20 protein-coding genes are annotated in these 21473 nt (G+C 69.4%); 13 read left to right on the top strand and 7 right to left on the bottom strand.

Annotated elements, in window-relative coordinates; all coding sequences use genetic code 11:
• The first annotated feature begins 2 nt into the window (after positions 1-2).
• From OO71_RS49835 to OO71_RS02225, 5 genes are all read left to right on the top strand, one after another.
• On the top strand, positions 3-146 hold the full coding sequence (locus OO71_RS49835) for a hypothetical protein (RefSeq protein WP_156096122.1): 144 nt from the start codon (positions 3-5) through the stop codon (positions 144-146).
• A gap of 123 nt (positions 147-269) precedes the next feature.
• On the top strand, positions 270-3587 hold the full coding sequence (locus OO71_RS02240; RefSeq protein WP_033287893.1) for a molybdopterin-dependent oxidoreductase: 3318 nt from the start codon (positions 270-272) through the stop codon (positions 3585-3587).
• Between the two features lie 73 nt (positions 3588-3660).
• Positions 3661-5004 (top strand): NADP-specific glutamate dehydrogenase, encoded by a 1344-nt coding sequence (gene gdhA, locus OO71_RS02235; RefSeq protein ID WP_033287892.1) that lies wholly within the window; start codon positions 3661-3663, stop codon positions 5002-5004.
• Between the two features lie 70 nt (positions 5005-5074).
• Positions 5075-5677 (top strand): dihydrofolate reductase family protein, encoded by a 603-nt coding sequence (locus tag OO71_RS02230; RefSeq protein WP_033287891.1) that lies wholly within the window; start codon positions 5075-5077, stop codon positions 5675-5677.
• 11 nt (positions 5678-5688) lie between these two features.
• A complete protein-coding gene (locus OO71_RS02225) occupies positions 5689-6072 on the top strand; it encodes a PPOX class F420-dependent oxidoreductase (protein ID WP_033287890.1) in 384 nt (127 codons plus the stop codon).
• Here OO71_RS02225 and OO71_RS02220 read toward each other — a convergent pair.
• Positions 6065-6988, bottom strand: coding sequence for a LysR family transcriptional regulator (locus OO71_RS02220; RefSeq protein ID WP_033287889.1), 924 nt, complete (start codon positions 6986-6988; stop codon positions 6065-6067). The two genes, OO71_RS02225 and OO71_RS02220, sit on opposite strands and share 8 nt — an antisense overlap.
• An 81-nt stretch (positions 6989-7069) precedes the next feature.
• Here OO71_RS02220 and OO71_RS02215 point away from each other — a divergent pair, with 81 nt between their 5' ends.
• The 5 genes from OO71_RS02215 (at position 7070) to erm (ending at position 12102) form a co-directional block, all read left to right on the top strand.
• Entirely contained in the window at positions 7070-7777 is a 708-nt protein-coding gene (locus tag OO71_RS02215) for a succinate dehydrogenase cytochrome b subunit (RefSeq protein WP_245633542.1), read from the top strand.
• A 1-nt stretch (position 7778) separates the two neighbouring features.
• Positions 7779-9704 carry a fumarate reductase/succinate dehydrogenase flavoprotein subunit gene (locus OO71_RS02210; RefSeq protein WP_033287888.1) on the top strand — a complete coding sequence of 642 codons (1926 nt, stop codon included), beginning with the start codon at positions 7779-7781 and terminating at the stop codon, positions 9702-9704.
• The gene (locus OO71_RS02205; protein ID WP_033287887.1) at positions 9701-10438 is read left to right on the top strand and encodes a succinate dehydrogenase/fumarate reductase iron-sulfur subunit; all 738 of its coding nucleotides are present in this window, start codon (positions 9701-9703) and stop codon (positions 10436-10438) included. Before OO71_RS02210 ends, OO71_RS02205 begins: the two co-directional genes overlap by 4 nt.
• Positions 10439-10606: 168 nt before the next feature.
• Positions 10607-11155, top strand: coding sequence for a DUF1062 domain-containing protein (locus tag OO71_RS02200; RefSeq protein WP_033287886.1), 549 nt, complete (start codon positions 10607-10609; stop codon positions 11153-11155).
• Between the two features lie 185 nt (positions 11156-11340).
• On the top strand, positions 11341-12102 hold the full coding sequence (gene erm, locus OO71_RS02195; RefSeq protein WP_033287885.1) for a 23S ribosomal RNA methyltransferase Erm: 762 nt from the start codon (positions 11341-11343) through the stop codon (positions 12100-12102).
• Positions 12103-12264: 162 nt separating this feature from the next.
• On the opposite strand, the gene OO71_RS02190 is transcribed toward erm, so the two are convergent.
• Entirely contained in the window at positions 12265-12708 is a 444-nt protein-coding gene (locus OO71_RS02190) for an Lrp/AsnC family transcriptional regulator (protein ID WP_033287884.1), read from the bottom strand.
• A 161-nt stretch (positions 12709-12869) separates the two neighbouring features.
• Here OO71_RS02190 and OO71_RS02185 point away from each other — a divergent pair, with 161 nt between their 5' ends.
• The 3 genes from OO71_RS02185 to OO71_RS02175 are packed head-to-tail and all read left to right on the top strand — an operon-like array spanning position 12870 to position 16180.
• Complete coding sequence (locus OO71_RS02185; protein ID WP_033287883.1) at positions 12870-13988, top strand: thiamine pyrophosphate-dependent enzyme; 1119 nt, start codon at positions 12870-12872, stop codon at positions 13986-13988.
• Entirely contained in the window at positions 13985-14956 is a 972-nt protein-coding gene (locus OO71_RS02180; protein ID WP_245633541.1) for an alpha-ketoacid dehydrogenase subunit beta, read from the top strand. Before OO71_RS02185 ends, OO71_RS02180 begins: the two co-directional genes overlap by 4 nt.
• Positions 14957-14977: 21 nt before the next feature.
• Positions 14978-16180: a dihydrolipoamide acetyltransferase family protein gene (locus OO71_RS02175; protein WP_033287882.1), complete on the top strand. Its 1203-nt coding sequence runs from the start codon at positions 14978-14980 to the stop codon at positions 16178-16180.
• 12 nt (positions 16181-16192) lie between these two features.
• Here the strand turns inward: OO71_RS02175 and OO71_RS02170 are convergent, their stop codons facing one another.
• The 5 genes from OO71_RS02170 to OO71_RS02150 form a co-directional block, all read right to left on the bottom strand.
• On the bottom strand, positions 16193-16582 hold the full coding sequence (locus OO71_RS02170; protein ID WP_033287881.1) for a RidA family protein: 390 nt from the start codon (positions 16580-16582) through the stop codon (positions 16193-16195).
• A gap of 17 nt (positions 16583-16599) precedes the next feature.
• A complete protein-coding gene (locus OO71_RS02165) occupies positions 16600-17913 on the bottom strand; it encodes an MFS transporter (protein WP_051790926.1) in 1314 nt (437 codons plus the stop codon).
• Between the two features lie 180 nt (positions 17914-18093).
• Positions 18094-18978, bottom strand: coding sequence for an IclR family transcriptional regulator (locus OO71_RS02160; protein ID WP_033287880.1), 885 nt, complete (start codon positions 18976-18978; stop codon positions 18094-18096).
• A 6-nt stretch (positions 18979-18984) separates the two neighbouring features.
• Positions 18985-20406, bottom strand: a complete 1422-nt coding sequence (locus tag OO71_RS02155; protein ID WP_033287879.1) for an amidase — start codon at positions 20404-20406, stop codon at positions 18985-18987.
• The gene (locus tag OO71_RS02150) at positions 20403-21443 is read right to left on the bottom strand and encodes an LLM class flavin-dependent oxidoreductase (protein WP_033287878.1); all 1041 of its coding nucleotides are present in this window, start codon (positions 21441-21443) and stop codon (positions 20403-20405) included. Before OO71_RS02150 ends, OO71_RS02155 begins: the two co-directional genes overlap by 4 nt.
• Between the last annotated feature and the right edge of the window lie 30 nt (positions 21444-21473).

Here is a 21473-nt window from a genome sequence, read left to right as displayed (position 1 = left end):
CCGTGACCGCAAGCGTGACCTGCGAAATCAACGACCTCGAGATGATCGAGGAAGAACTCACCGCCGAAGGCGTTCCTTGCGTGGTCAGCAAGGAAAGCGAGCGTCCGACGTGGCTGACTCCTGCCACCTGTTCGTTCATGCCGTGATTTCCCGCTGCCGGGGTGCCCGCTCCCGGGCGCCCCGGCAGCGCCGCGAACTCGCTTGACGCCACCCCGCCCGCGCACGCAGGGTGGGCAGGTGATCAATCGCCGGTCCGCGAGGAGTCGCTGATGCCCGACGTCCGGGGTTACTGCACGCTGTGCCGGTCGCGGTGCGGCGCCGTCTACACCATCGAGAGCGGTGCCCTGCGCGGCGTCCGGCCCGACCCAGCGCACCCGACCGGGACCGCGATGTGCCCGAAAGGCCGGGCCGCGCCGGAACTGGTCGCGTCCCCCGACCGGCTGCGGCGGCCGCTTCGGCGCACCACGCCCAGGTCCGACTCCGACCCGCGCTGGCGCGAGATCAGCTGGGACGAGGCAATGCGCGAGTTCGCCGGACGGCTCTCCGACATCCGCGCGACCAGCGGCGCCGAGTCCGTCGCGTTCGCGGTGACCTCGCCTAGCGGTACGCCGATGTCCGATTCGATCGACTGGGTCGAGCGCTTCATCCGCCTCTTCGGCAGCCCGAACACGCTCTACGCCACCGAGATCTGCAACTGGCACAAGGATTTCGCGCACGCCTTCACGTTCGGCTCGGCACTGCCCGCACCGGACTACGCGGGTACCGATTTCGCCGTGCTCTGGGGCCACAACCCGGCGAAATCGTGGCTCGCGCAGTCGGCCGCGCTGGCCGCCAGCGACGCGAAGCTCGCCGTGATCGATCCGCGTCGATCCACGAGCGCGGTGCAGGCCGACCACTGGCTGCGGGTCCGGCCGGGCACCGACGGCGCGCTCGCGCTCGGGGTCGCCCGGCTGCTGCTCGACCGCCGCGGCCACGACGAGGCCTTCGTCCGATCGTGGACCAACGCTCCGCTGCTCGTCCGCACCGACACCGGCCGCTTCCTGCGCGCCGCGGACCTCGACCCGGCTGCCACCGGATTCGTGGTGTGGGACGAGACTTCCGGACGACCTGAGCCGTACGACACCGCCTACCCAGCCACCTCGCCGGAGCGGTTCGCGCTCCACGGCAGGCGCCGCGTACCAACGCCGGATGGGCCGATCGAGTGCCTTCCCGCCTTCGAGTACTACACCGACGCCTGCCATGCCTGGCCACTCGACCGCACCGAGGCGGTGACCACCGTCGATGCCGCTGCGATCGAGGCCTTTGCAGCAGAGCTGGCCGCCGCGAAATCGGTGACGTACGCAGCTTGGTCGGGCGTCGGACAGCACGCGAACGCAACGCAAACCGAGCGCGCGATTGCCACCCTGTACGCGCTCACCGACAGTTTCGATACCCCCGGCGGCAACGTGGCTCTGCCGAAACTCCCGGTCGCCCCGGTCGCCGGGCAGCTGGCCCCCGAGCAGCGCGCGAAAGCCCTTGGCCTCGAAGAATTCCCGCTCGGACCGCCTGCCCAAGGCTGGATCACCGCGCGGAACTTTTCCCGGGCGGTCCTCGACGGAACGCCCTATCCGGTTCGGGCGCTGGTGTCGTTCGGCAGCAATCTCCTGATGTCCCAGCCGGATCCGCGCCGTACCGCGGAAGCCTTGCGCCATCTCGAATTCGCCGTGCACCTCGATCTGTTCGAGAATCCGACCGCCCGGTTCGCCGACCTGCTGCTCCCGGTCCAGACCCCGTGGGAACACGAGGCGTTCCGGGCGGGCTTCGAGATCAGCCAGGCCGCGCAGGAACGCGTCCAGCTGCGGCCGCGGATGGTCGAGCCGGTCGGTGAGTCGCGTTCCGACACCGAGGTCGTGTTCGACCTGGCTGCGCGGCTCGGGCTCGGCGCCGAATTCTTCGACGGCCGCATCGAGGACGGCTGGGACCACCAGCTCGCCCCGCTCGGGCTCACCACCGCCGACCTGCGCGAGCACCCGAGTGGCGTCGACCTGCCGTTGCAGACCGAGTATCGCAAGTACGCGCGCCTTGCCGAAGACGGCAAGGCAACCGGGTTCGCGACACCCACCCGGCGTGTCGAGCTGTACTCCGAACGACTCGCCGACCACGGGCAACCGCCGGTGCCGGTCGCCGTTCCCCCGGTCCGCGACCCCCAGCATCCCCTTGTCTTGACCTGCGCGAAGAACGGATATTTCTGCCACAGTCAGCACCGCGGGATTTCTTCACTACGGAAGCGGTTCCCCGAGCCGGTCGTCGAACTGAGCGCGGAACTCGCAGCCGAACGCGGGATTCAGGACGGCCAATGGGTCCGGATCACGACGGCACGGGCGAACGTCCGCATGCGGGCCAGGATCGATCCGGCCCTGCACCGGGATGTCGTGGTCGCGGAGTACGGCTGGTGGCAACCCGCGCCCGACCTCGCGCTCCCGGGGTCGGACGCGCTCGAAGACGGCGGGACGAACTACAACCTGCTGGTCGGCGACGACGAGCACGATCCGGTCAGCGGGTCCATCGCCTTGCGCTCCACGTCCTGCGAGGTCCGGCCGGACGAGCCGCCGCCGTGGTCCGGCCAGCGGGAGTTCGCCGTTGAAGACGCCAGGTTCGAGACCGCCGACATCCGTTCGGTACGGCTGCGCCCGATCGACGGCGGGCCGGTACCAGCGTTCCGCCCGGGCCAGCACATCACCGTCGCGTGGCCCAGCGAACCGGCGCTGACCCGCAGTTACTCGCTCATCGGACCGCCGGAAGACACCTACGCCATCGCCGTACGGAGGCTCGACGGCGGGCAGTTCTCCCCGATGGTGCACGACCGGCTGCAACCCGGTACCCGGCTGCTGGTCACTCCGCCGTCGGGTGGGTTCGCGCTCCCGGCTGCCCACACGCGGCCGATCGTGCTGTTCGCCGCGGGCATCGGGATCACGCCGTTTCTCGGCTACCTGGAGACGCTCGAACCCGGGTCAGCGCCGGAAATCGTGCTCCACCACGGCAGCCGCGACGGCTCCCGGCACGCGTTCCGCGACCGGATCGCCGAACTGACCGCGCGGCTCCCGTCCGTCCGAGTCGTCGACCACTACAGCCGTCCCGCGCCCGGTGACCGTTGCGATTACTCCGGACGGATCACCGCGGCCTGCGTCGAGGACGAGCTGATCCGCCGCCGCGCCCGCTTCTACCTCTGCGGGCCCGAAGCCATGCTCGACGAGCTCACCGCCGGTCTCGCCGAACGCGGCGTCCCCCGGTTCGACGTCTTCACCGAGAAGTTCCACGCCGCGCCCGCCCCGGTGGAGATCTCCCGCGACGCGACGGCGACTGTGCGGTTCGCCCGGTCCGGCCGCTCGCTCACCTGGCGGGCCTCCGACGGTGACCTGCTGCGTTTCGCCGAGGCGGCCGGGGTCGCGCTGCCCAGCGGCTGCCGGCTCGGCCAGTGCGAAAGCTGCGCGGTCCCGGTCCTCGGCGGCACCGTCGCGCACCTGGTCTCCGTCACCGGCGATCTGCCGCCTGACCAGTGTCTTACGTGCCAAGCAGTTCCGGTTTCCGACCTCGTGCTCGACGCGTGAGTCTCATCACCCGAAGCCGCCCAAACCCGTTCTGGGGGTGCGATTCCGGACATCCGGAAGGCATCATCGGCGGGTGAGTATCGACCAGACCTCCCGCGCCGTGTACGAGAACATCGTCGCCAAGAACCCGGCCGAACCGGAGTTCCACCAGGCCGTGTTCGAGGTGCTGGAGGCGATCCGGCCCGCGCTGCAGCGGGATCCGGGCCTGCGCGACGCGGCGATGCTGGAACGGCTCTGCGAACCCGAGCGGCAGCTGATGTTCCGGGTGGTCTGGACCGACGACGCGGGCAAGGTGCACGTCAACCGGGGGTTCCGGGTCGGGTTCAGCTCCGCGCTCGGACCGTACAAGGGCGGGCTGCGGTTCCGCAGCGACGTCACGCTCGGCACGGTGAAGTTCCTCGCCTTCGAGCAGATCTTCAAGAACGCGCTCACCGGCCTCGGCATCGGCGCGGGCAAGGGCGGGTCCGACTTCGACCCGGCCGGTCGCAGCGACAGCGAGATCATGCGGTTCTGCCAGTCGTTCATGACCGAGCTGTACCGGCACATCGGGCCGGAGACCGACGTCCCGGCCGGGGACATCGGCGTCGGCGGGCGGGAGATCGGGTACCTGTTCGGCCAGTACAAACGGCTCACGAACCGGTATGACGCAGGCACGCTCACCGGCAAGGACCCGCTGCTGGGCGGCATTCCGGCGCGGCCGGAGGCGACCGGGTACGGCACCGTGTACTTCCTCGAAGCCATGCTCGGTGCCCGCGACGACTCGCTCGCCGGGCGCACCGCCGTGGTGTCGGGCTCGGGCAACGTCGCCTACCACGCGATCGCGAAGCTGCGGGAGCTCGGCGCGAAGCCGGTCGCGTGCTCGGATTCCGGCGGTTACGTACACGATCCGCGCGGCCTCGACCTCGACGTGCTGCACGAGCTGAAGGTCGCGCGCCGCGGACGGCTCGCCGAGTACGTCGACCGGGTCCCGTCGGCCAGGTACATCACCGACGGCTCGCTGTGGGACGTGCCGTGCGACCTCGCGCTTCCCTGCGCCACGCAGAACGAACTCGACGAGCAGGCCGCGCTGCGGCTGGTGAAGAACAACGTCCGCGCTGTTGCGGAGGGCGCGAACATGCCGTGTACGCCGGGGTCGCTGCAGGTCTTGCGGGAGGCGGGCGTCGCCGTCGGGCCGGGTAAGGCGGCGAACGCCGGAGGGGTGGCGGTGTCGGCGCTCGAGATGCGCCAGAACGCGGCCCGCGACCAGTGGACGTTCGAGCGCACCGACCGGACCCTGCGCGAGATCATGACCGACATCCACACGACGTGCCTCGAAACCGCCGACGAGCACGGGGTCCCGGGCGATTACGTGAGTGGTGCGAACATCGCCGGGTTCCGGAAGGTCGTGGCGGCGATGGACGTGCTGGGGTATATCTGAGCCCGCCAGTGGTGTCCGACTTTCCGGAAGCTCTTTCCTCCGGCGCTGCGAGCGACTAGGAAAGAGCCTCATGAGCAAGGTCTTCAGCGCCCTCGCCGTTTCCGTCGACGGGTACATCAGCGGGCGGCGGCCGGACGGCGCCGACGAGGTCGGGAGCGGCCTCGGGGACGCCGGGGTGCTGTTCGACTGGTACTTCTCCGGCGACACCGACAGCAAAGTGCTCGGCGGGTTCAAGCTTTCCGAGGCCAGCGTGCGATTCTTCGACGCCGCCGCAGCGCGGGCCGGGGCGATCGTCGCCGGGCACACGACCTACGTGCACTCCAGCCATTTCCGGGACGGGGGTCCGCATCCGTACGCGCCGCTCTTCGTGGTCAGCCACCAGCCGGTCCCCGAGCTGAGTGGCACCCAGACGCACGTCAGCAGCGTCGAGGAAGCCGTCACCGCGGCCCGGGCGGTGGCGGGGGACAAGGACGTCGCGCTGATGGGCGGCGTGCTGGTCACCGAAGCGCTCAAGGCGGGACTCGTCGACGAGCTCATCCTCCACCAGATACCCATTCTGCTCGGCGGCGGGCGCAGGTACCTCAACGAACTCGACGACCACGTCGGACTCCGGCTGGTCGAGGCCGTTCCGGCGCCCGATGTCACGCACCTCCACTACGAAGTCCTGAGCTGAAGGGCACCCGAATGCTCGAACCGCACGTCCGCCGCGTACTCGACGGCACCTCCATCGCCCACCTCGCGACCGTGCTCCCGGACGGTTCGCCGCACGCGGTCCCGGTGTGGATCGGCTCGCACGGCGACCGCATCGTGTTCCTCACCGGACCCGGCAGCCGCAAAGCCCGTAACCTGCACCGGGACCCGCGGGTGGCCGTGTCGATCGCGCCGGCGGACAACCCGTTCGAGCCGGTGATCGTGCGCGGCCGGGTCGTCGAGTGGCTCGACGGTGACGCCGCCTGGGAAATCATCGATCAGCTGGCCGCGAAGTACATCGGCCAGCCTTACTCGCGGGACCTGGACCGGGTGGTCGGCGTGATCGAACCCGAACGGCAGACGGTCGGGATCACATAGTCACCAGTGGCCGCGTTCCCGGCGGCAGCTGCGCTACACCGCCGCCGAGGAACCGCACCACCGCCTCCTGCAGCGCCCGGACCGCGCGTGGCTGTTCGACATCGCGCCGGTACGCCAGCCGCACCACGCGGCTCAGACCCGGCGGGGTGAACTGCGTGCGGCGGAACCGGTCACCTACCACCGTGCTCGGCACCACCGCGAGACCCAGCCCGGCCTGTACGAGCTCCAGCACCGCGTCCATCTCGCCGCCTTCGATGGCGAACAGCGGGTCGAAACCCTCGGCGCGGCAAGCGTTCACGGTCGCCTCGCGCAGGTCGTAGCCCTGCCGGAACATCACCAGCGGCCGGTCCCGCAGCGCCTGGATCGGCATCCGGCCGCGGACCGGCGCCGGGGCGTCCTTCGGCGAGATCACCACCAGGTCCTCGACGAACAGCGCGCGGCTCTCCAGCCGGGAATCGTCGTGCACCCGGCTGTCCACGATCATCGCCAGGTCGAGCCCGCCTTCCGACAGCTCGGTCTGCAGATCCCGCGACCCGCTTTCGTGCAGGACCAGCTCGATCCCCGGGTAGTCGCGGCGGAACGCGGCCAGCATCGCAGGCAGCAAACCGGTGCACAGGCTCGGGGTCGCGCCGAGCCGCACCCGGCCACGGCCCAGCTCGTCCAGCTCGCGGATCGCCCGGTACGCGTTTTCCGTCTCGGCGAGGATCCGGCGCGCGATCGGCAGCAGCGTCTCCCCCGCCTCGGTGAGCGTGACATTGCCGCGGATCCGGTGGAACAGCCCCGCGCCGACGTCCCGTTCGAGCGCCCGGATTTGCTGTGACAGCGACGGTTGCGCCACCCGCATCTGCTCCGCGGCACGGGTGAAATGCCGCGTCTCGGCGACCGCCACGAAGTACGCCAGCTGCTGGAACTGCATGACCCGATCATAGGCTAATGCAATTGTCATGAGAGAAAGCATGTGTTTGCCCTCTCGTCAGCCGCGACCTACCGTCGAACCGTGGCAACTGCACCCGCTCCGGCCCGCCGCCGCCCGGCACTGCTGGTCTTCTGGCGTTCGACCATCGGCAAGAAGGTCGTGATGGCGGTCACCGGCCTGCTTTTCGTCGCGTTCCTGTTCGTGCACATGGCAGGCAACCTCAAGATCTTCTTCGGCCCGGAGGATTTCGACCACTACGCGGGCTGGCTGCGCACCATCGGCGAACCGGTGCTGCAGGAAACCTGGTTCCTGTGGGTGCAGCGCGCCGTGCTGGTGGTGGCGCTGGTGCTGCACGTCACCGCGGCGGTGCAACTGTCCAAACGCGACCGCCGGGCGCGGCCGGTGAAGTATGCGCACGGTCAGCGTCCGCGAGCCAGCTTCGCCACGCACACCATGCGCTGGGGCGGTGCCACGCTCGCGCTGTACATCGTGTGGCACATCCTCGATCTCACCGTCGGTGTGGCCAACCAGGATTTCCGCGCGGGGCAGCCGTACCACAACGTGGTGGCCGACTTCCAGGTCTGGTGGGTCAACGTCATCTACGTCGTCGCGCTGCTCATGCTCGGGCTGCACATCAACCACGGCTTCTGGAGCGCAGCGCAGACCCTCGGCATCACGAGCAAAACGCGTGACCGGGCCCTGAAGGCCGTGGGATCCGTGCTCGCCGTCGTGATCACCGGCGGTTTCCTGATCGTGCCGATCGCCGTGATGGCGGGATGGGTGGCCTGAGATGAGCGAGTACACGATCGGCGACCCGATTGCCGACGGCAAAGCACCGGACGGCCCGATCCAGGACCGCTGGGACAGCCGCCGCTTCAGCGCGAAACTGGTCAACCCGGCCAACCGGCGGCGGCACCGGATCATCGTGGTGGGCACCGGGCTCGCGGGCGCGTCGGCCGGGGCGACGCTCGCCGAGCAGGGTTACCACGTCGTCCAGTTCTGCTTCCAGGACTCGCCGCGGCGGGCGCATTCGGTCGCCGCGCAGGGCGGGATCAACGCGGCGAAGAACTATCGCAACGACGGCGATTCGGTGTACCGGCTCTTCTACGACACGGTGAAGGGCGGCGACTTCCGATCGCGCGAGTCCAATGTGTACCGGCTCGCGCAGGTGTCCACGCAGATCATCGACCAGGCGGTGGCGCAGGGCGTGCCGTTCGCGCGTGAGTACGGCGGGTTGCTCGACACGCGGTCTTTCGGCGGCGTGCAGGTGCAGCGCACGTTCTACGCCCGCGGCCAGACCGGGCAGCAGCTGCTGCTCGGCGCGTACCAGGCGCTCGCCCGGCAGATCGACGCCGGTGGCGTGGAAATGCATGCGCGCGCGGAAATGCTGGACCTGATCGTGTCCGGCGGCCGGGCCCGCGGGATCGTCGCGCGTGACCTGGTCACCGGCGAGGTCACCACGCATCTCGCCGACGCCGTCGTGCTCGCGACCGGCGGGTACGGCAACGTCTTCTACCTGTCCACCAACGCCAAAGGCTCCAATGCGACGGCGATCTGGCGGGCGCACAAGCGGGGCGCGTACTTCGCAAACCCGTGCTTCACGCAGATCCACCCGACGTGCATCCCGCGCTCCGGCGAGCACCAGTCGAAACTCACGCTGATGAGTGAATCGCTGCGCAACGACGGCCGGATCTGGGTCCCGAAACAGCCGCGCGATCCCCGTCCGCCACAGGAAATCCCGGAGGCCGGACGGGACTACTACCTCGAGCGGATGTACCCGAGCTTCGGCAACCTCGTGCCGCGGGACATCGCGTCGCGGGCGGCGAAGAACGTGTGCGACGCCGGGTTCGGCGTGGGTCCGGGTGGGCTGGGGGTGTACCTGGACTTCGCCGACGCCATCGCGCGGCTGGGCCGTCCGGCGGTGGAAGCCAAGTACGGCAACCTGTTCGAGATGTACGGGCGGATCACGGCGGAGAACCCGTACGAGGTCCCGATGCGGATCTATCCCGCCATCCACTACACGATGGGTGGCTTGTGGGTCGACTACGACCTGCAGAGCACCGTGCCCGGCCTGTTCGTGATCGGCGAGGCCAACTTCTCCGACCACGGCGCGAACCGGCTCGGCGCGTCCGCGCTGATGCAAGGCCTGGCGGACGGGTATTTCGTGCTGCCGCCGACGCTCAACGACTACATCGCGCGTGGCGGATTCGATCCGATCGACCAAGATGCGGTGACCGCCGCGGAAACCGCCGTGCAGGAACGGCTTTCGCGGCTCCTGTCGGTGCAGGGCAGCCGCAGTGTGGACTCGTTCCACCGCGAGCTGGGGCACCTCATGTGGGATCACTGTGGCATGTCCCGGACCGCGGAGGGGCTGCGGAAAGCCCTCGAACGGGTACCCGAGCTGCGGGCGGAATTCTGGCGTGACGTCCGCGTTCCCGGCACCGGCGCCGACCTCAACCAGGAGCTCGAGAAGGCCGGCCGGGTCGCCGATTTCCTCGAACTCGCCGAATTGCTGCTGCTCGACGCGCTGGTCCGCGAGGAATCGTGCGGCGGGCACTTCCGCGAGGAACACCAGACCGCCGACGGCGAAGCCCAGCGCGACGACGAGCACTTCACGCACGTCGCCGCTTGGGAGTACGGCGGCGGGAAACCCGTGCTGCACCACGAACTCCTGAACTTCGAGCACGTCCACCCCACCCAGCGGAGCTACACGTGAAACTCACCCTGCGCGTCTGGCGGCAGGCCGGTCCGGACGACGGCGGCAGGCTCGTCGAGTACCCGGTCGACGACGCGAGCCCGGACATGTCGTTCCTCGAACTGCTCGACGTCCTCAACCAGCACCTCATCGAGGACGGCGCCGAGCCGATCGCGTTCGACCACGACTGCCGCGAGGGCATCTGCGGCTCGTGTGGCGTGGTGATCAACGGCCGCTCACACGGCCCCGAGCAGACCACCACCTGCCAGCTGCACCTGCGCTCGTTCCGCGACGGCGACGTGCTCGACGTGGAACCGTGGCGCGCCAAGGGTTTCCCGGTGATCAAGGACCTGGTGGTGGACCGGTCGGCGTTCGACCGGATCATCGAGGCGGGCGGTTACGTCACCGCCCCGACCGGCAGCGCGCCGGACGCGCACGCGACGCCGGTCCCGAAACCGGCCGCCGACCTCGCCTTCGACAACGCGACCTGCATCGGCTGCGGCGCCTGCGTGGCCGCTTGCCCGAACGGGTCGGCGATGCTGTTCACGTCGGCGAAGGTGGCGCACCTCAACGCCCTGCCGCAGGGGCAGCCCGAACGCGCGCAACGCGTGCTGGACATGGTGGAGACGATGGACGCCGAGAACTTCGGCGGCTGCACCAATACCGGCGAATGCGTGGCGTCGTGCCCGAAGGGCATTCCGCTGGCGAGCATCGCGAACCTGAACCGCGAATTCCTGAAGGCGAGCCGCCGCTAAAACCGGTGGCACCGCGGGGCGGTACCTCGTTACCGTGCGGACGAACCCTGTCGTCCGGCCAAGGCGGTGCCGTTGTCCATCCGGTGAACTTCCCGACGCTGATCTGGTAGCGCGTTTTGCCGCGCTTCTTCGTGCTGCGGATTTTCTCACCGGAACAGGGATCCTTCTGTGCTCGAAAACTGGGCTGTCGTGCCCACCTGCCTGCCCCTCGTCCGCCGTCGCTGCCCCGCCTGCGGTACCGAGCGGTACCGCGCGAGCGGCAAATTTCGCGTCAACGCCCACCACAAGCTCCTCGACGCCTGGCTTCTCGTGCTCTGCACCGGATGCGGGGACACGGCCAAGCTCACGATCCTGGAGCGGGTGAACGTGCGTTCCGTGCGCCCGGACCTGCTGGATCGGTTGCAGGACAACGACCTCGGCCTCTTTTCCGAACTTCTCCAGGACCCGGTGGTACAACGCCGAAACCACGTCGCCCTCGATTGGACCGGGGCGTGGCGCCTCGACGTCGACCGGACAGCACGTCGAGAAGGGGATGCGATCGACGTCGCAGTCCACTTCAAGGCACGCATCCCGATCCGGCCGGTGCGCCTGATCGCCGAGGGCTGCGGCCTGTCCCGGGCCGAGGTCGGCCGGCTGCTCGCGGCGGGGAAGGTCGTGTCGGCGACCCGGCTGACCAGCAGGTTGTCCGGCGATTTCACCTTCACGCGCAAGCACTGAAAACCGGATGACGGAGTGAGCACCCACCGGCTAGCCTGCTGCCCATGGGTGCTTGTTACGCAACTTTCCGCTTCCGCCGCGCCTGAGCGCCGGAAGCTTCTCGCTCCGTCGCGCTCCTCGTGGTCCGTCCGGGCGGCCTTTGCCGTACCCGGGTCATTTCTTCCTGCCGCGGAGTGCTTTCACCCATGTCCGTCCACCCCTACGGTGGCCGCCACGAGCTCGGTCAGAACTTCCTGACCGATCCGGCCGCCATCGCCACCATCTGTGCCGCCGCTGCCCGCACGAAGGGTCCCCTCGTGGAACTCGCCGCGGGCGACGGGGCGCTCACCGTCCCGCTGAGCCGGTCCGGCCGTCCGATCACCGCCGTCGAACTCGACCCGCGCCGCGTACAGCGGCTGGCACAGCGGACAGCCCGCAATGTCTCCGTCGTGCACGGTGACCTGCTCACCCACCGGCTGCCCGCGGTCCCGCACACGGTGGTCGGCAACCTGCCGTTCCACCTCACCACCGCGGCGCTCCGCAGGCTGTTCCGGCAGCCGCACTGGGAACTCGCCGTGCTCCTGGTGCAATGGGAAGTCGCCCGGCGGCGGGCAGGCATCGGCGGAGCGTCGCAGATGACCGCGGCCTGGTGGCCGTGGTTCGACTTCACCGTGCCCGCCCGCGTACCCGCGCAGGCGTTCCGGCCGAAACCCGCCGTCGACGGAGGGATCCTCGTGATCACCCGGCGCACCGAACCCCTGGTCACCGAACGATCCGCGTACCAGGGGTTCGTGCGGGCCGTGTTCACCGGCCGCGGCCGAGGTCTCGGCGGAATCCTGCCCCGTACCGGCCGCCTCACCTCACGCTCGGCACACGCCTGGCTTGCCCGCGAACGCCTTTCGCCCCGGGCGCTTCCCCGCGAGCTCACCGCCACCCAGTGGGCCTCGCTCTGGGAACTGGTGCGCTAGCGCCGACATGTCCGGCGGGGACGCATCCAGGCGTTGCGTGCCGCCGCCTTCGGCCATGCCGTGCGCCTCGTCGACCACGGGGCGCACGGCCCGGTCGGCCGCCGTGATTTCCCGGGCGAGAACCGTAACCCGCCGAACAGGCCGGAGCGTGCTCGACCGCGGTCAGGCCTCGATGACCTGGGCCCGGTCCCACGCCGCCATCACGATCAAGGTTTTCGTCCCCGCCACGATTCCGGTGCCCCGGATGGCGTTGACCACCTTCTGCAGGTGGTCGACGTTCCGGACGCGGAACCGCACGAGCCCGTCGGGGTCGCCCGCGATCGTGAAGTACTGCCGGACCTCCGGCACCCTCCGCGCGATCTCTTCCAGCTCGCGCGTGTCCGTTCCGCCCGACAGCCGGATCTCCGTGAACGCGTCGAGCTCGCCGGTGTCCGAGTCTTTGATGATCGCCACGTACCCCTCGATGACCCCCTCGTTCTCGAGCCGTTCGATGCGCCTCGCGACGGGCGTGGCAGACAGTCCGACCCGCCTTGCGATCTCGCTGACCGGCATGCGCGCGTTCGTGCGCAGCACCGCGAGGATCTCCCGGTCGATGTCGTCCACCATGTCGCACTCCTTGGTCGAATCTCCTGCAGTACGCGTGATTCTAACGTCAACTATAGCGCGTCCGAGCATTGAGTGCGCTTTTCACGCGTTTCTCGCGCTTTCCGATTGCCTGCTCCGCCCCGTTTGGGAATGCTCCAGGCACCGCTGAGCCGAGGAGGAGCATGATCGCCGAGACGTCTTTCGCCACCCTTTGGTCGGTTCTCGACCAGACCGGGACGTTGCGGCCGGACGACCGGGTGCCCACCGGCGACGACGCGCTGGACCTGCGCGCGGCCTACCGCGACATGGTGCTGGCCCGCCGCATCGACACCGAGGCGATCGCCCTTCAGCGGCAGGGCGAACTGGGGCTGTGGCCCTCCCTGCTCGGGCAGGAGGCCGCGCAGGTCGGCGCGGGTTCGGCCGTGCGCCCGCAGGATGTCGTGTTCCCGACCTACCGGGAACACGCCGTGGCATGGTGTTCCGGCGTCGATCCGGTCCAGCTGCTGGGGCTGTTCCGCGGGACGACGATGGGTGGCTGGGACCCCCGGGAACGCAACTTCAACCTGTACACCCTCGTCATCGGCGCCCAGACCCTGCACGGCGTGGGCTACGCCATGGGCATCGTGCGGGACCGCGCCGTCGGTACCGGAGACCCGGATCGGGACCGTGCCGTCCTGGTGTTCCTCGGTGACGGCGCGCTGAGCGAAGGCGAGACGAACGAGGCCTTCGTCTGGGCAGCGGCGCAGCACCTGCCCGTGGTGTTCTTCTGCCAGAACAACCAGTGGGCCATCTCGGCCCCCTTCTCCGTGCAGAGCCGGGTCCCGGCCGCCGAGCGGGCGCGCGGCTTCGGCATGCCCGGCGTGCGGGTCGACGGCAACGACGTCATCGCGTGCCACGCCGTGACCCGCGAAGCGCTGGCGACTGCTCGTTCCGGGGGCGGGCCGACGCTGATCGAGGCCGTCACGTACCGGCGGAACCCGCACACGACGTCCGACGACGACGGTCGCTACCGCGCCGAGCAGGACAACCGCGAATGGGCGGCCAAGGACCCGATCGAACGGCTCCGGGCCTTGCTGTGCAACGAAAATTCCCCGCAACCGCTCGACCGCGCGTTCTTCTCGGACCTCGCCCGAGAAGAGGACGAACTCGCGGAGCGGCTGCGGTCCGGCTGCCGGGCGCTCCCGGTCCCGGAACCAGGCGACCCGTTCCGGTACACCCTCCGGGACCTCCCCCGCGACCTCGCTCGCCAGATGAACGAGCACCGTGCCTTCGTGGCCGGCGCGGAAGGGGGCCTTTCGTGAGCACCGCAATGGCACACGCCCTCAACGCCGGTCTGCGCACGGCAATGGAAGCCGACGACAAGGTCCTGCTGATCGGCGAGGACATCGGCAGCCTCGGCGGGGTCTTCCGGGTCACCGACGGCCTCCGGCAGGACTTCGGCGACGAGCGCGTCGTCACCGCGCCGCTCGGCGAGGCCGGGATCGTGGGCAGCGCGATCGGCCTGGCCATGGCCGGGTACCGGCCGGTGTGCGAGATCCAGTTCGACGGTTTCGTGTTCCCCGCGATGAACCAGATCGTCACGCAGCTCGCCAAGTACCGGCACCGATCCGAGGGCCGGGTGAGCCTGCCCGTCGTGATCCGGATCCCGGTCGGCGGCGGGATCGGCGCCATCGAGCACCACAGCGAGTCCCCGGAGGCGTACTTCGCCCACACCCCGGGGTTGCGGGTGCTGTGCCCGTCGAACTCCCAGGACGCCTACGACCTTCTGGGCCAGGCCATCCGCTGCGACGATCCGGTGCTCTTCCTCGAACCCAAGCGTTCGTACTGGGCCAAGAGCGACCTGGACCCGTCCGCCGCTCCCCCGGACCAGGACCGCGCCCGGATCGTCCGCCGCGGCGACGCGCTCACCCTCGTCACGTACGGCGCTCTCGTCCCGGTGGCGCTCCAGGCGGCCGATGTCCTTGCCGCGGAAGGCCGGGAGATCGAGGTGATCGACCTTCGTTCACTGTCTCCGATCGACGACCAGACCGTCGTTGCCTCGGTCCGCCGCACCGGCCGCCTGATCATCAGCCACGAGGCGTCCGGGTCCGGTGGGCTCGGCGGTGAACTCGCGGCGCGGGTGCAGGCGCAGGCGTTCTACGAACTGGAGGCTCCCATTCTGCGGGTCACCGGCTACGACACGCCTTATCCGGCCAGCCGCCTGGAAGAGAACTGGCTGCCGAACGTCGATCGCCTGCTCGAGGCGTCCGACGAAATCCTCAAGTACTGACGCCCGCAGGAGCAGACTCTCGTGACCGCAGTGACCTTCCAGCTCCCCGACGTCGGGGAGGGTCTCACCGAGGCCGACATCGTCGGATGGCATGTGGCCGTCGGCGATACCGTCGCCGTCAACCAGATCATCGTCGACATCGAAACCGCCAAGTCGGTCGTCGAACTCCCGTCCCCGTACGCCGGAGAAGTCGTCGAGCTTCTCGCGGCAGCCGGTGAGACCGTCGCGGTTGGTGCGCCGATCATCGCGATCCGGACCGCAGCACCTGAATCCGAGCCGAAACTGCTGGTCGGCTACGGCGTCCGGGAGACCGGCCCGCCACGGCGCCGCCGAGGCACGTCCGCTCCGGTCACCAGCAGCAACGGTGCCGAGCGGACCAAGCCCCGGGCCAAGCCACCGGTCCGCAAGCTGGCCAAGGACCTCGGCGTCGACCTGACGGCGATCATCCCCAGCGGCCCGGACGCGACGATCGTGCGCGCGGACGTGGTCGCCGCGGCCGACGGACCACCGGAACACGCGGTGGCGAACCGGATTCCGATCAAGGGCGTGCGCAAGCACACCGCCGCGGCGATGGTCTCCTCCGCCTTCACCGCCCCGCATGTCACCGAGTTCGTCACGCTCGACGTCACCAAGACCCTCGAACTGCGCGACACGATCGCCCGCCGGCGCGAATTCCGTGACGTCAAGCTGACGCCACTCGCCCTGATCGCCCGCGCCTACCTTCGCGCGCTGGCCCGGACCCCGATGGCCACCGCCCGCTGGGACGAGGAAGCGCAGGAGATCGTCGTACCCGCCGGGATCGCTCTAGGCATCGCCGCCGCCACTCCGCGCGGTCTGGTGGTGCCGAACATCAAGGACGCCCACACGCTCGACCTGCTCGGCCTCGCCACCGCGATCGACGACCTCGCCACCACGGCACGAGCCGGGAAGACCACGCCCGAAGCGATGTCCGGGGGCACGACGACCATCACCAACGTCGGCGTCTTCGGCGTCGACACCGGCACACCCATCCTCAACCCCGGCGAGACCGCGATCCTTGCGGTCGGTGCGATCCGCCGTCAGCCGTGGGTCGTGGAGGACGCGTCCGGGGAACGGATCGAGCCCCGGTCGGTCCTGCAGCTCGCGCTCTCCTTCGACCATCGGGTCCTCGACGGCCAGCAGGGTTCGGAACTGCTGGCCGGCACCGCGGCCCAGCTCACCGAGCCCGGGCTCGCGGTGCTGTGACACCGCGGGCCGTCAGCCCGGCAGCTGGCCCACCGCCTCGATCTCGACGACGTACCCGGGAGCCAGCTGCGACACCTCCACCGTCGCACGGGCGGGGAAGCCGTTCCGGAAGAACTCCCGGTACACCTTGTTGAACCCGTCGTAGTCCCGCGCGCGGTCGGTGAGGTAGCAGGTCGTCTTCACGATGTCGTCCAGCGACGAACCGGCCGCTTGCAGGATCGCCGACAGATACGTGAGGACGGCCCGGGTCTGCGCCTCGATCCCGTCGAGTGGCTCGCCGCTCGACTCGTCGATGCCGAGCTGCCCGGAGACGTAGACCAGCTGCCCGGTGACCACTGCCTGGGGATAGGGATAGCCTTCCCAGGCCGGGGCGTCTGCCGTGGTGACGACCTTCAGTGCCATGCCGTTTCCTTTCTGCTTCACGAGACCACGCCGCCGGGTTGCCATTCCCCGATCGGTTCGGCCTGCATTTCGGGTGCCGTGTGCTTTTTCGTGAGCGCACACGCAATGACCGAAACGACCACCGCGACGGCCAGGTAAAGCCCGACAAGATAAAGGGACTTGCTTTCCGCGAAAATCGCGACCGCGATGATCGGCGGCAGCGATCCGCCGATCACGGTGCCGAACTGGTACCCGAGCGAGACCCCGCTGTAGCGGACATTGGCCGGGAACGCCTCGGCGAAGAACAAGGCCATCGCCGCACTGTTCGCCCCCATCGGAATGGCGATCACCAGGAATCCCAGCAGCGAAAGGCCGAATTTCCCGGTACCGAGCAGCACGAGCCACGGGTAGATCAGCACCAGCATGCCGATCAGCCCGCCCATGAACACCTTCCGCGCGCCGACCCGGTCCACCAGCAGCCCCATCACCGGTTCCACCATCAGCAGCATCGCGGCGAACAACGTGCTCATCACGAGGATGTCGCCGCGAGTGAGGCCGAACGCCGAACTCTGCACGCCGGGCGCGAAGACGATGGCGACGTAGAAGACCGTGCCCAGCCCGACGTAGCCACCGGCCACGGCAATGATCTGGCCGGGGTTCTTGCGGATCGTGGCCAGCACCGGCGCCCGCGACGTGGCGTTCTTCTCCTGTACCTGCAGGAATTCCGGGCTCTCCTCGGCCTTCATGCGGATCACGATGCCGATGATCGCGAGGATTCCCCCGGCCAGGAACGGAATCCGCCAGCCCCAGCTGAGGAACACGTCCGACGGCAGCTGGTTCACCAGCAGCAGCGCGCCGCTCGACAGCAGCAGGCCGACCGGTGACGCCATCTGCACCACCGCACCGTAGAAACCACGGCGGTTCGGTTCGGCGTGCTCGATGGACAGCAGCACCGCGCCGCCCCATTCACCCCCGGCGGAAAGCCCCTGCACCAACCGGACGAGCACGAGAAGAATCGGTGCGGCGACGCCGATCGTCGAATAACTCGGCACCAGCCCGACCGCGGCGGTCCCGGCGCCCATCATCACGAGCGTGATCATGAGGGCCTGCCGCCTGCCGACCCGGTCCCCGATCGTGCCGAAAATGACGGCACCGAGCGGCCGGACCACATAAGCGATCCCGAAGGTGGACAACGACAGCAAAGTCGCGACCACCGGATCGCCGGTCTTGAAGAAGATGTGCGGGAAGATCAGCGCGGCCGCGGACCCGTAAAGAAAGAAGTCATACCATTCCAGGGAAGTCCCGACGAAACTTCCGATCAACGCTTTGTGCCGGGGTTCGACTTTCGACATGGACACTCCAGACAGTCGCCGGAAAGTGGATCATTGCAGTTTCCCCCCGGGGAAAACGCGAACCGGCGGATTCCCGGGCCGCCGGAGAAAAAGGGGAATGGCCGGTGTGCGACGACTGTAGGTCAGCGGCGGCGGCCGCTTTCCCAGTCGTTGCTCTATCGGCAACCTGCCCCCGGGCCGTCAGGGAAGACGGCTCAGCCACCTCGGCAGGTGCGGTTCGTCCGGGCGGGCAGGCTGGTGCCCGGACGCCCGGCGGATCTGACCGGACAGGTAGTCGCACGCCTGCTCGCACAACGCCGCGGCCAGCTGGACCTTGGGTCCCAGCTGCTCCGAGGACCCGGCCACCGCAATGGCCGCGATGACGTCCCCGAAGGAGCCGCGCACCGGAACCGCCACCGCCGTGAGGTGGTCGTCCCACTCGCGGTCGGAGACGGCGTACCCGAGGCGGCGGCACTCGCCGATCCGGCGCCACACGTCGTCGAGCGTTTGTGGCGTGTGCGCGGTGAACCGCTCCAGGGTGACGTCGTGCAGGAGCGAGGCTAGCTCGGCTTTCGAATAGTCCACCAGGAGCGCCTGACCGGCCGCCGACGCGTACACCGTCCACCGCGTGCCCGCCTCGGCGAACTTCTTCGCGTCCAGGCCTTCGCCCCAGATGGCCAGCACCCGGGTGCCGTCGCGGACGGTGAGGAACGCGGCGCATTCGAGCTTCGCAGACAGCCGCGACAAAACCGGGCTGCTGAGCCGGACCAGCTGGATGTCCGCGGCCCGGACCCCAAGCCCGTACAGCGCCCAGGTGGGCCGGAATCCGCGCCCCTCCGGCGCCCGCTCGACGAGCCCCAGCTCGACCAGCGCCCACAGCGTGCGGGACGCCTGGCTCTTGTCGCAGCCGACGATCTTCGCCACCTCGGTGGACCCGAGCCCGCGGCTGAGGTCGACGGTGCGCCGGGTCAGCGCTTCGAGCACGGCGATCCCCCGCCGCAGCGTGGAGGCGGTGCCTCCACCGCGGGGTGCTCCCTGCCGCCCGGACTGGTCGTCTTCCTGGCCCGGAGCGGAACCGGCGGTCATGTGTCCTCAGCTCGTCTCGTGCTGCTCAGCGCCGACGAGGTCACCGCCCGGATCGCGGGGCACCGCCAGCGTGCGCTCGACCCATGATGCCAGCTGCAGGCAGCCGATGTCAGCTCCGCGCCGGGCGACGACCTGCAGTCCGGCCCATCCCGACGGCCGCGCGGTGCGCCCGCACGGCACGCTCACCGCGGGCCAGCCGAGCAGGTTGAAGATCAGCAGCTGATCGAGCCGTTCGCTGACCGAGTTCGGCAGCACCCGGCCGTTGACCGCCGGTCGTTCCGCCACCGGCCAGCTTTCGAACGGCACGGTGCCGGTGAGCAGGAAGTCGTAGCCGTCGAGTGCCGAGACGACCTGGTGGTTGAGCCGTCCGCGTTGTTCGCGTGCCTGCAGGTATTCGGTGAGGTCGAGGTGCTCGCCGTACTGGATCATCGAGACCAGCGAGTTCTCCACGCGCTCGTCGTGCCGGTCGACGCCGCGCAGGTCCCAGGCCAGGTTCGCGGTGCAGATCCGGTCGAAGAGCTCCGCTTGCGAACCCAGTCCGAGGTCGATTTCGTCGACGCGGAGCCCGGCCGCTCTGAGCTGGTCGACGGCAGCGCGGATCGCTTCAGCCACCTCGGCGTCCACCTCGCCGTCGGGAAGAGCGAAGGCGACCGACAGCCGGTCCGGCCGGTCCGTCGGCTGCACTGCGGCCCACTCGGGCTGGTCCCAGCAGGTCAGCGGGTCGCGGTAGTCGAGCCGGGCGAGTCCGGTCATGGCGAGCGCGACGTCGTCGACGGTCCGGCCGAGCACGCCGTGGTGACTCCGCGCGGCCCAGGCGTCACTCGACGGCCACCGCGGGATGCGGCCGTACGTCGGCTTGAACCCGACGATGCCGCATAGCGCAGCAGGCAACCGCACCGATCCGGCGCCATCGCTGCCGTGCGCGACGCGGCAGACCCCAGCCGCGACGGCCGTCGCGGCCCCGCCGCTGGACCCGCCCGAACTGCGGACCGGGTCGTCCGGATGGCGAGCCGCCGGGCCGACACCAGACGTGTCGAGCCGGTGCGCGAACGGTGACGTAGTGGTCTTGCCGATGATGATCGCACCGGCGTCCCGCAACGCCGTGACAGTCACATTGTCTTGCGCGGGAACGTGATCCGCGTACAGGCGGCTTCCGTAGGTCGTGCGGAGGCCTTTGGTGTCTTCGGTGTCCTTGACCGGGAACGGCACGCCGTCGAGCGGCCGTGGCTGGCCGCTCCGGTACCGGCGCTCCGACTCCCTCGCCGCTTCGAGGGCGCCTTCGGGATCGAGAGTCACGAAAGCAGCGAGGGTGTCGTTGATCGCCTCCGCCCGCTTCAGCGCATCCTGCGTCACCTCGACTGGGGACAGCACCCCCGCTTTCATCCGGTCCAGCAGTTCGCGCACCGGAAGCGCGGCCGGGTCGGTCATCGGGCGGCCACTTCGCGAGCCAGCTCGCCGAGCATGCCGATGCTCCGGACGATCTCGTCGTGCTCGGCGTAGTCGAAGATCACGTCGACCTCGTCGACGCCGAGCTGCTCGAACCGCTTGAGCACCGGCAGGCAGTCGTCCGGCGAACCGAACACGCACGGGGTCAGCTCGGCGGTCGCGGCGAAGTTGTCGAGGAACTGCTCGCCGAACGTCGGGTCCGGCCGTCCCGCGCGGGCCAGCAGCTCGCGCCGGTGGGTCACGACACGGTTGATGTAGGGCACGACGCCGTAGGCGACCTGCTCGGCCACGCTGTCGAAATCGGCGCCGATGTGGCCGTTGACCAGCACACTCACCCGTTCCTCGCCGACCGCGCCGGGAATCGGGGTGCCGGATTTGAACGCGGTGTGGTACTTCTCGATCACGTTCTCGACCTCCTCCCAGGTGTTCGCCGCCGCACCCGTCATGTACGGGAGCTGGAGGCTGCCCGCGGTCTGCGCGCTCTGGTCGGTGACGCCGGTCCAGCCCAGCCGCGGATGCGGGGTCTGCAGCGGCCGCGGGCACAGGCCGACTTCCGGCAGCTGCCAGAACTTGCCGTCGAAGTCGAACTTCTCCTGGGTCCACGCCCGGATGATGAGCTCGAGTGCCTCGATCGAGCGGTCGTGTGCCTCATTGGCGTCGATGCCGTACGCGTCGAAGGTCAGCGGCGCATTTCCTTTGCCAACCCCGAACCGCAACCGGCCGCCGCTGATGATGTCGACCGCCGCCCACCGCTCGGCGACGTTGATCGGGTGGTGCAGCGGGAGGATCACCGCGCTGGGGACCAGCTCGATTCGCGAGGTCGCCTGCGCGATCGCGGCCATGATCGCGTCGATCGGGCCGGTCGAGTTGGTCGGGAACTTGAAATGCTGTTCCGAGACCCCGAACGAGGCCAGCCCGGCTTCCTCGGTCGCCACGGCTTCCGCGACGACCTCGGCGACCCGCTGCTGCGGAGTCGAGTCCGGGCGGACGAAACCCTGGATCATCACACCGATTTTCATCCGATTGCTCCTTGGGGCGCGGGGATGTTC

The sequence above is a fragment of the Amycolatopsis jejuensis genome (assembly GCF_000717335.1).
Classification (GTDB): Bacteria; Actinomycetota; Actinomycetes; order Mycobacteriales; family Pseudonocardiaceae; genus Amycolatopsis; species Amycolatopsis jejuensis.
The sequence above is the reverse complement of the archived record's forward strand: the minus strand, read 5'-3'. Positions and strand labels throughout refer to the sequence as shown.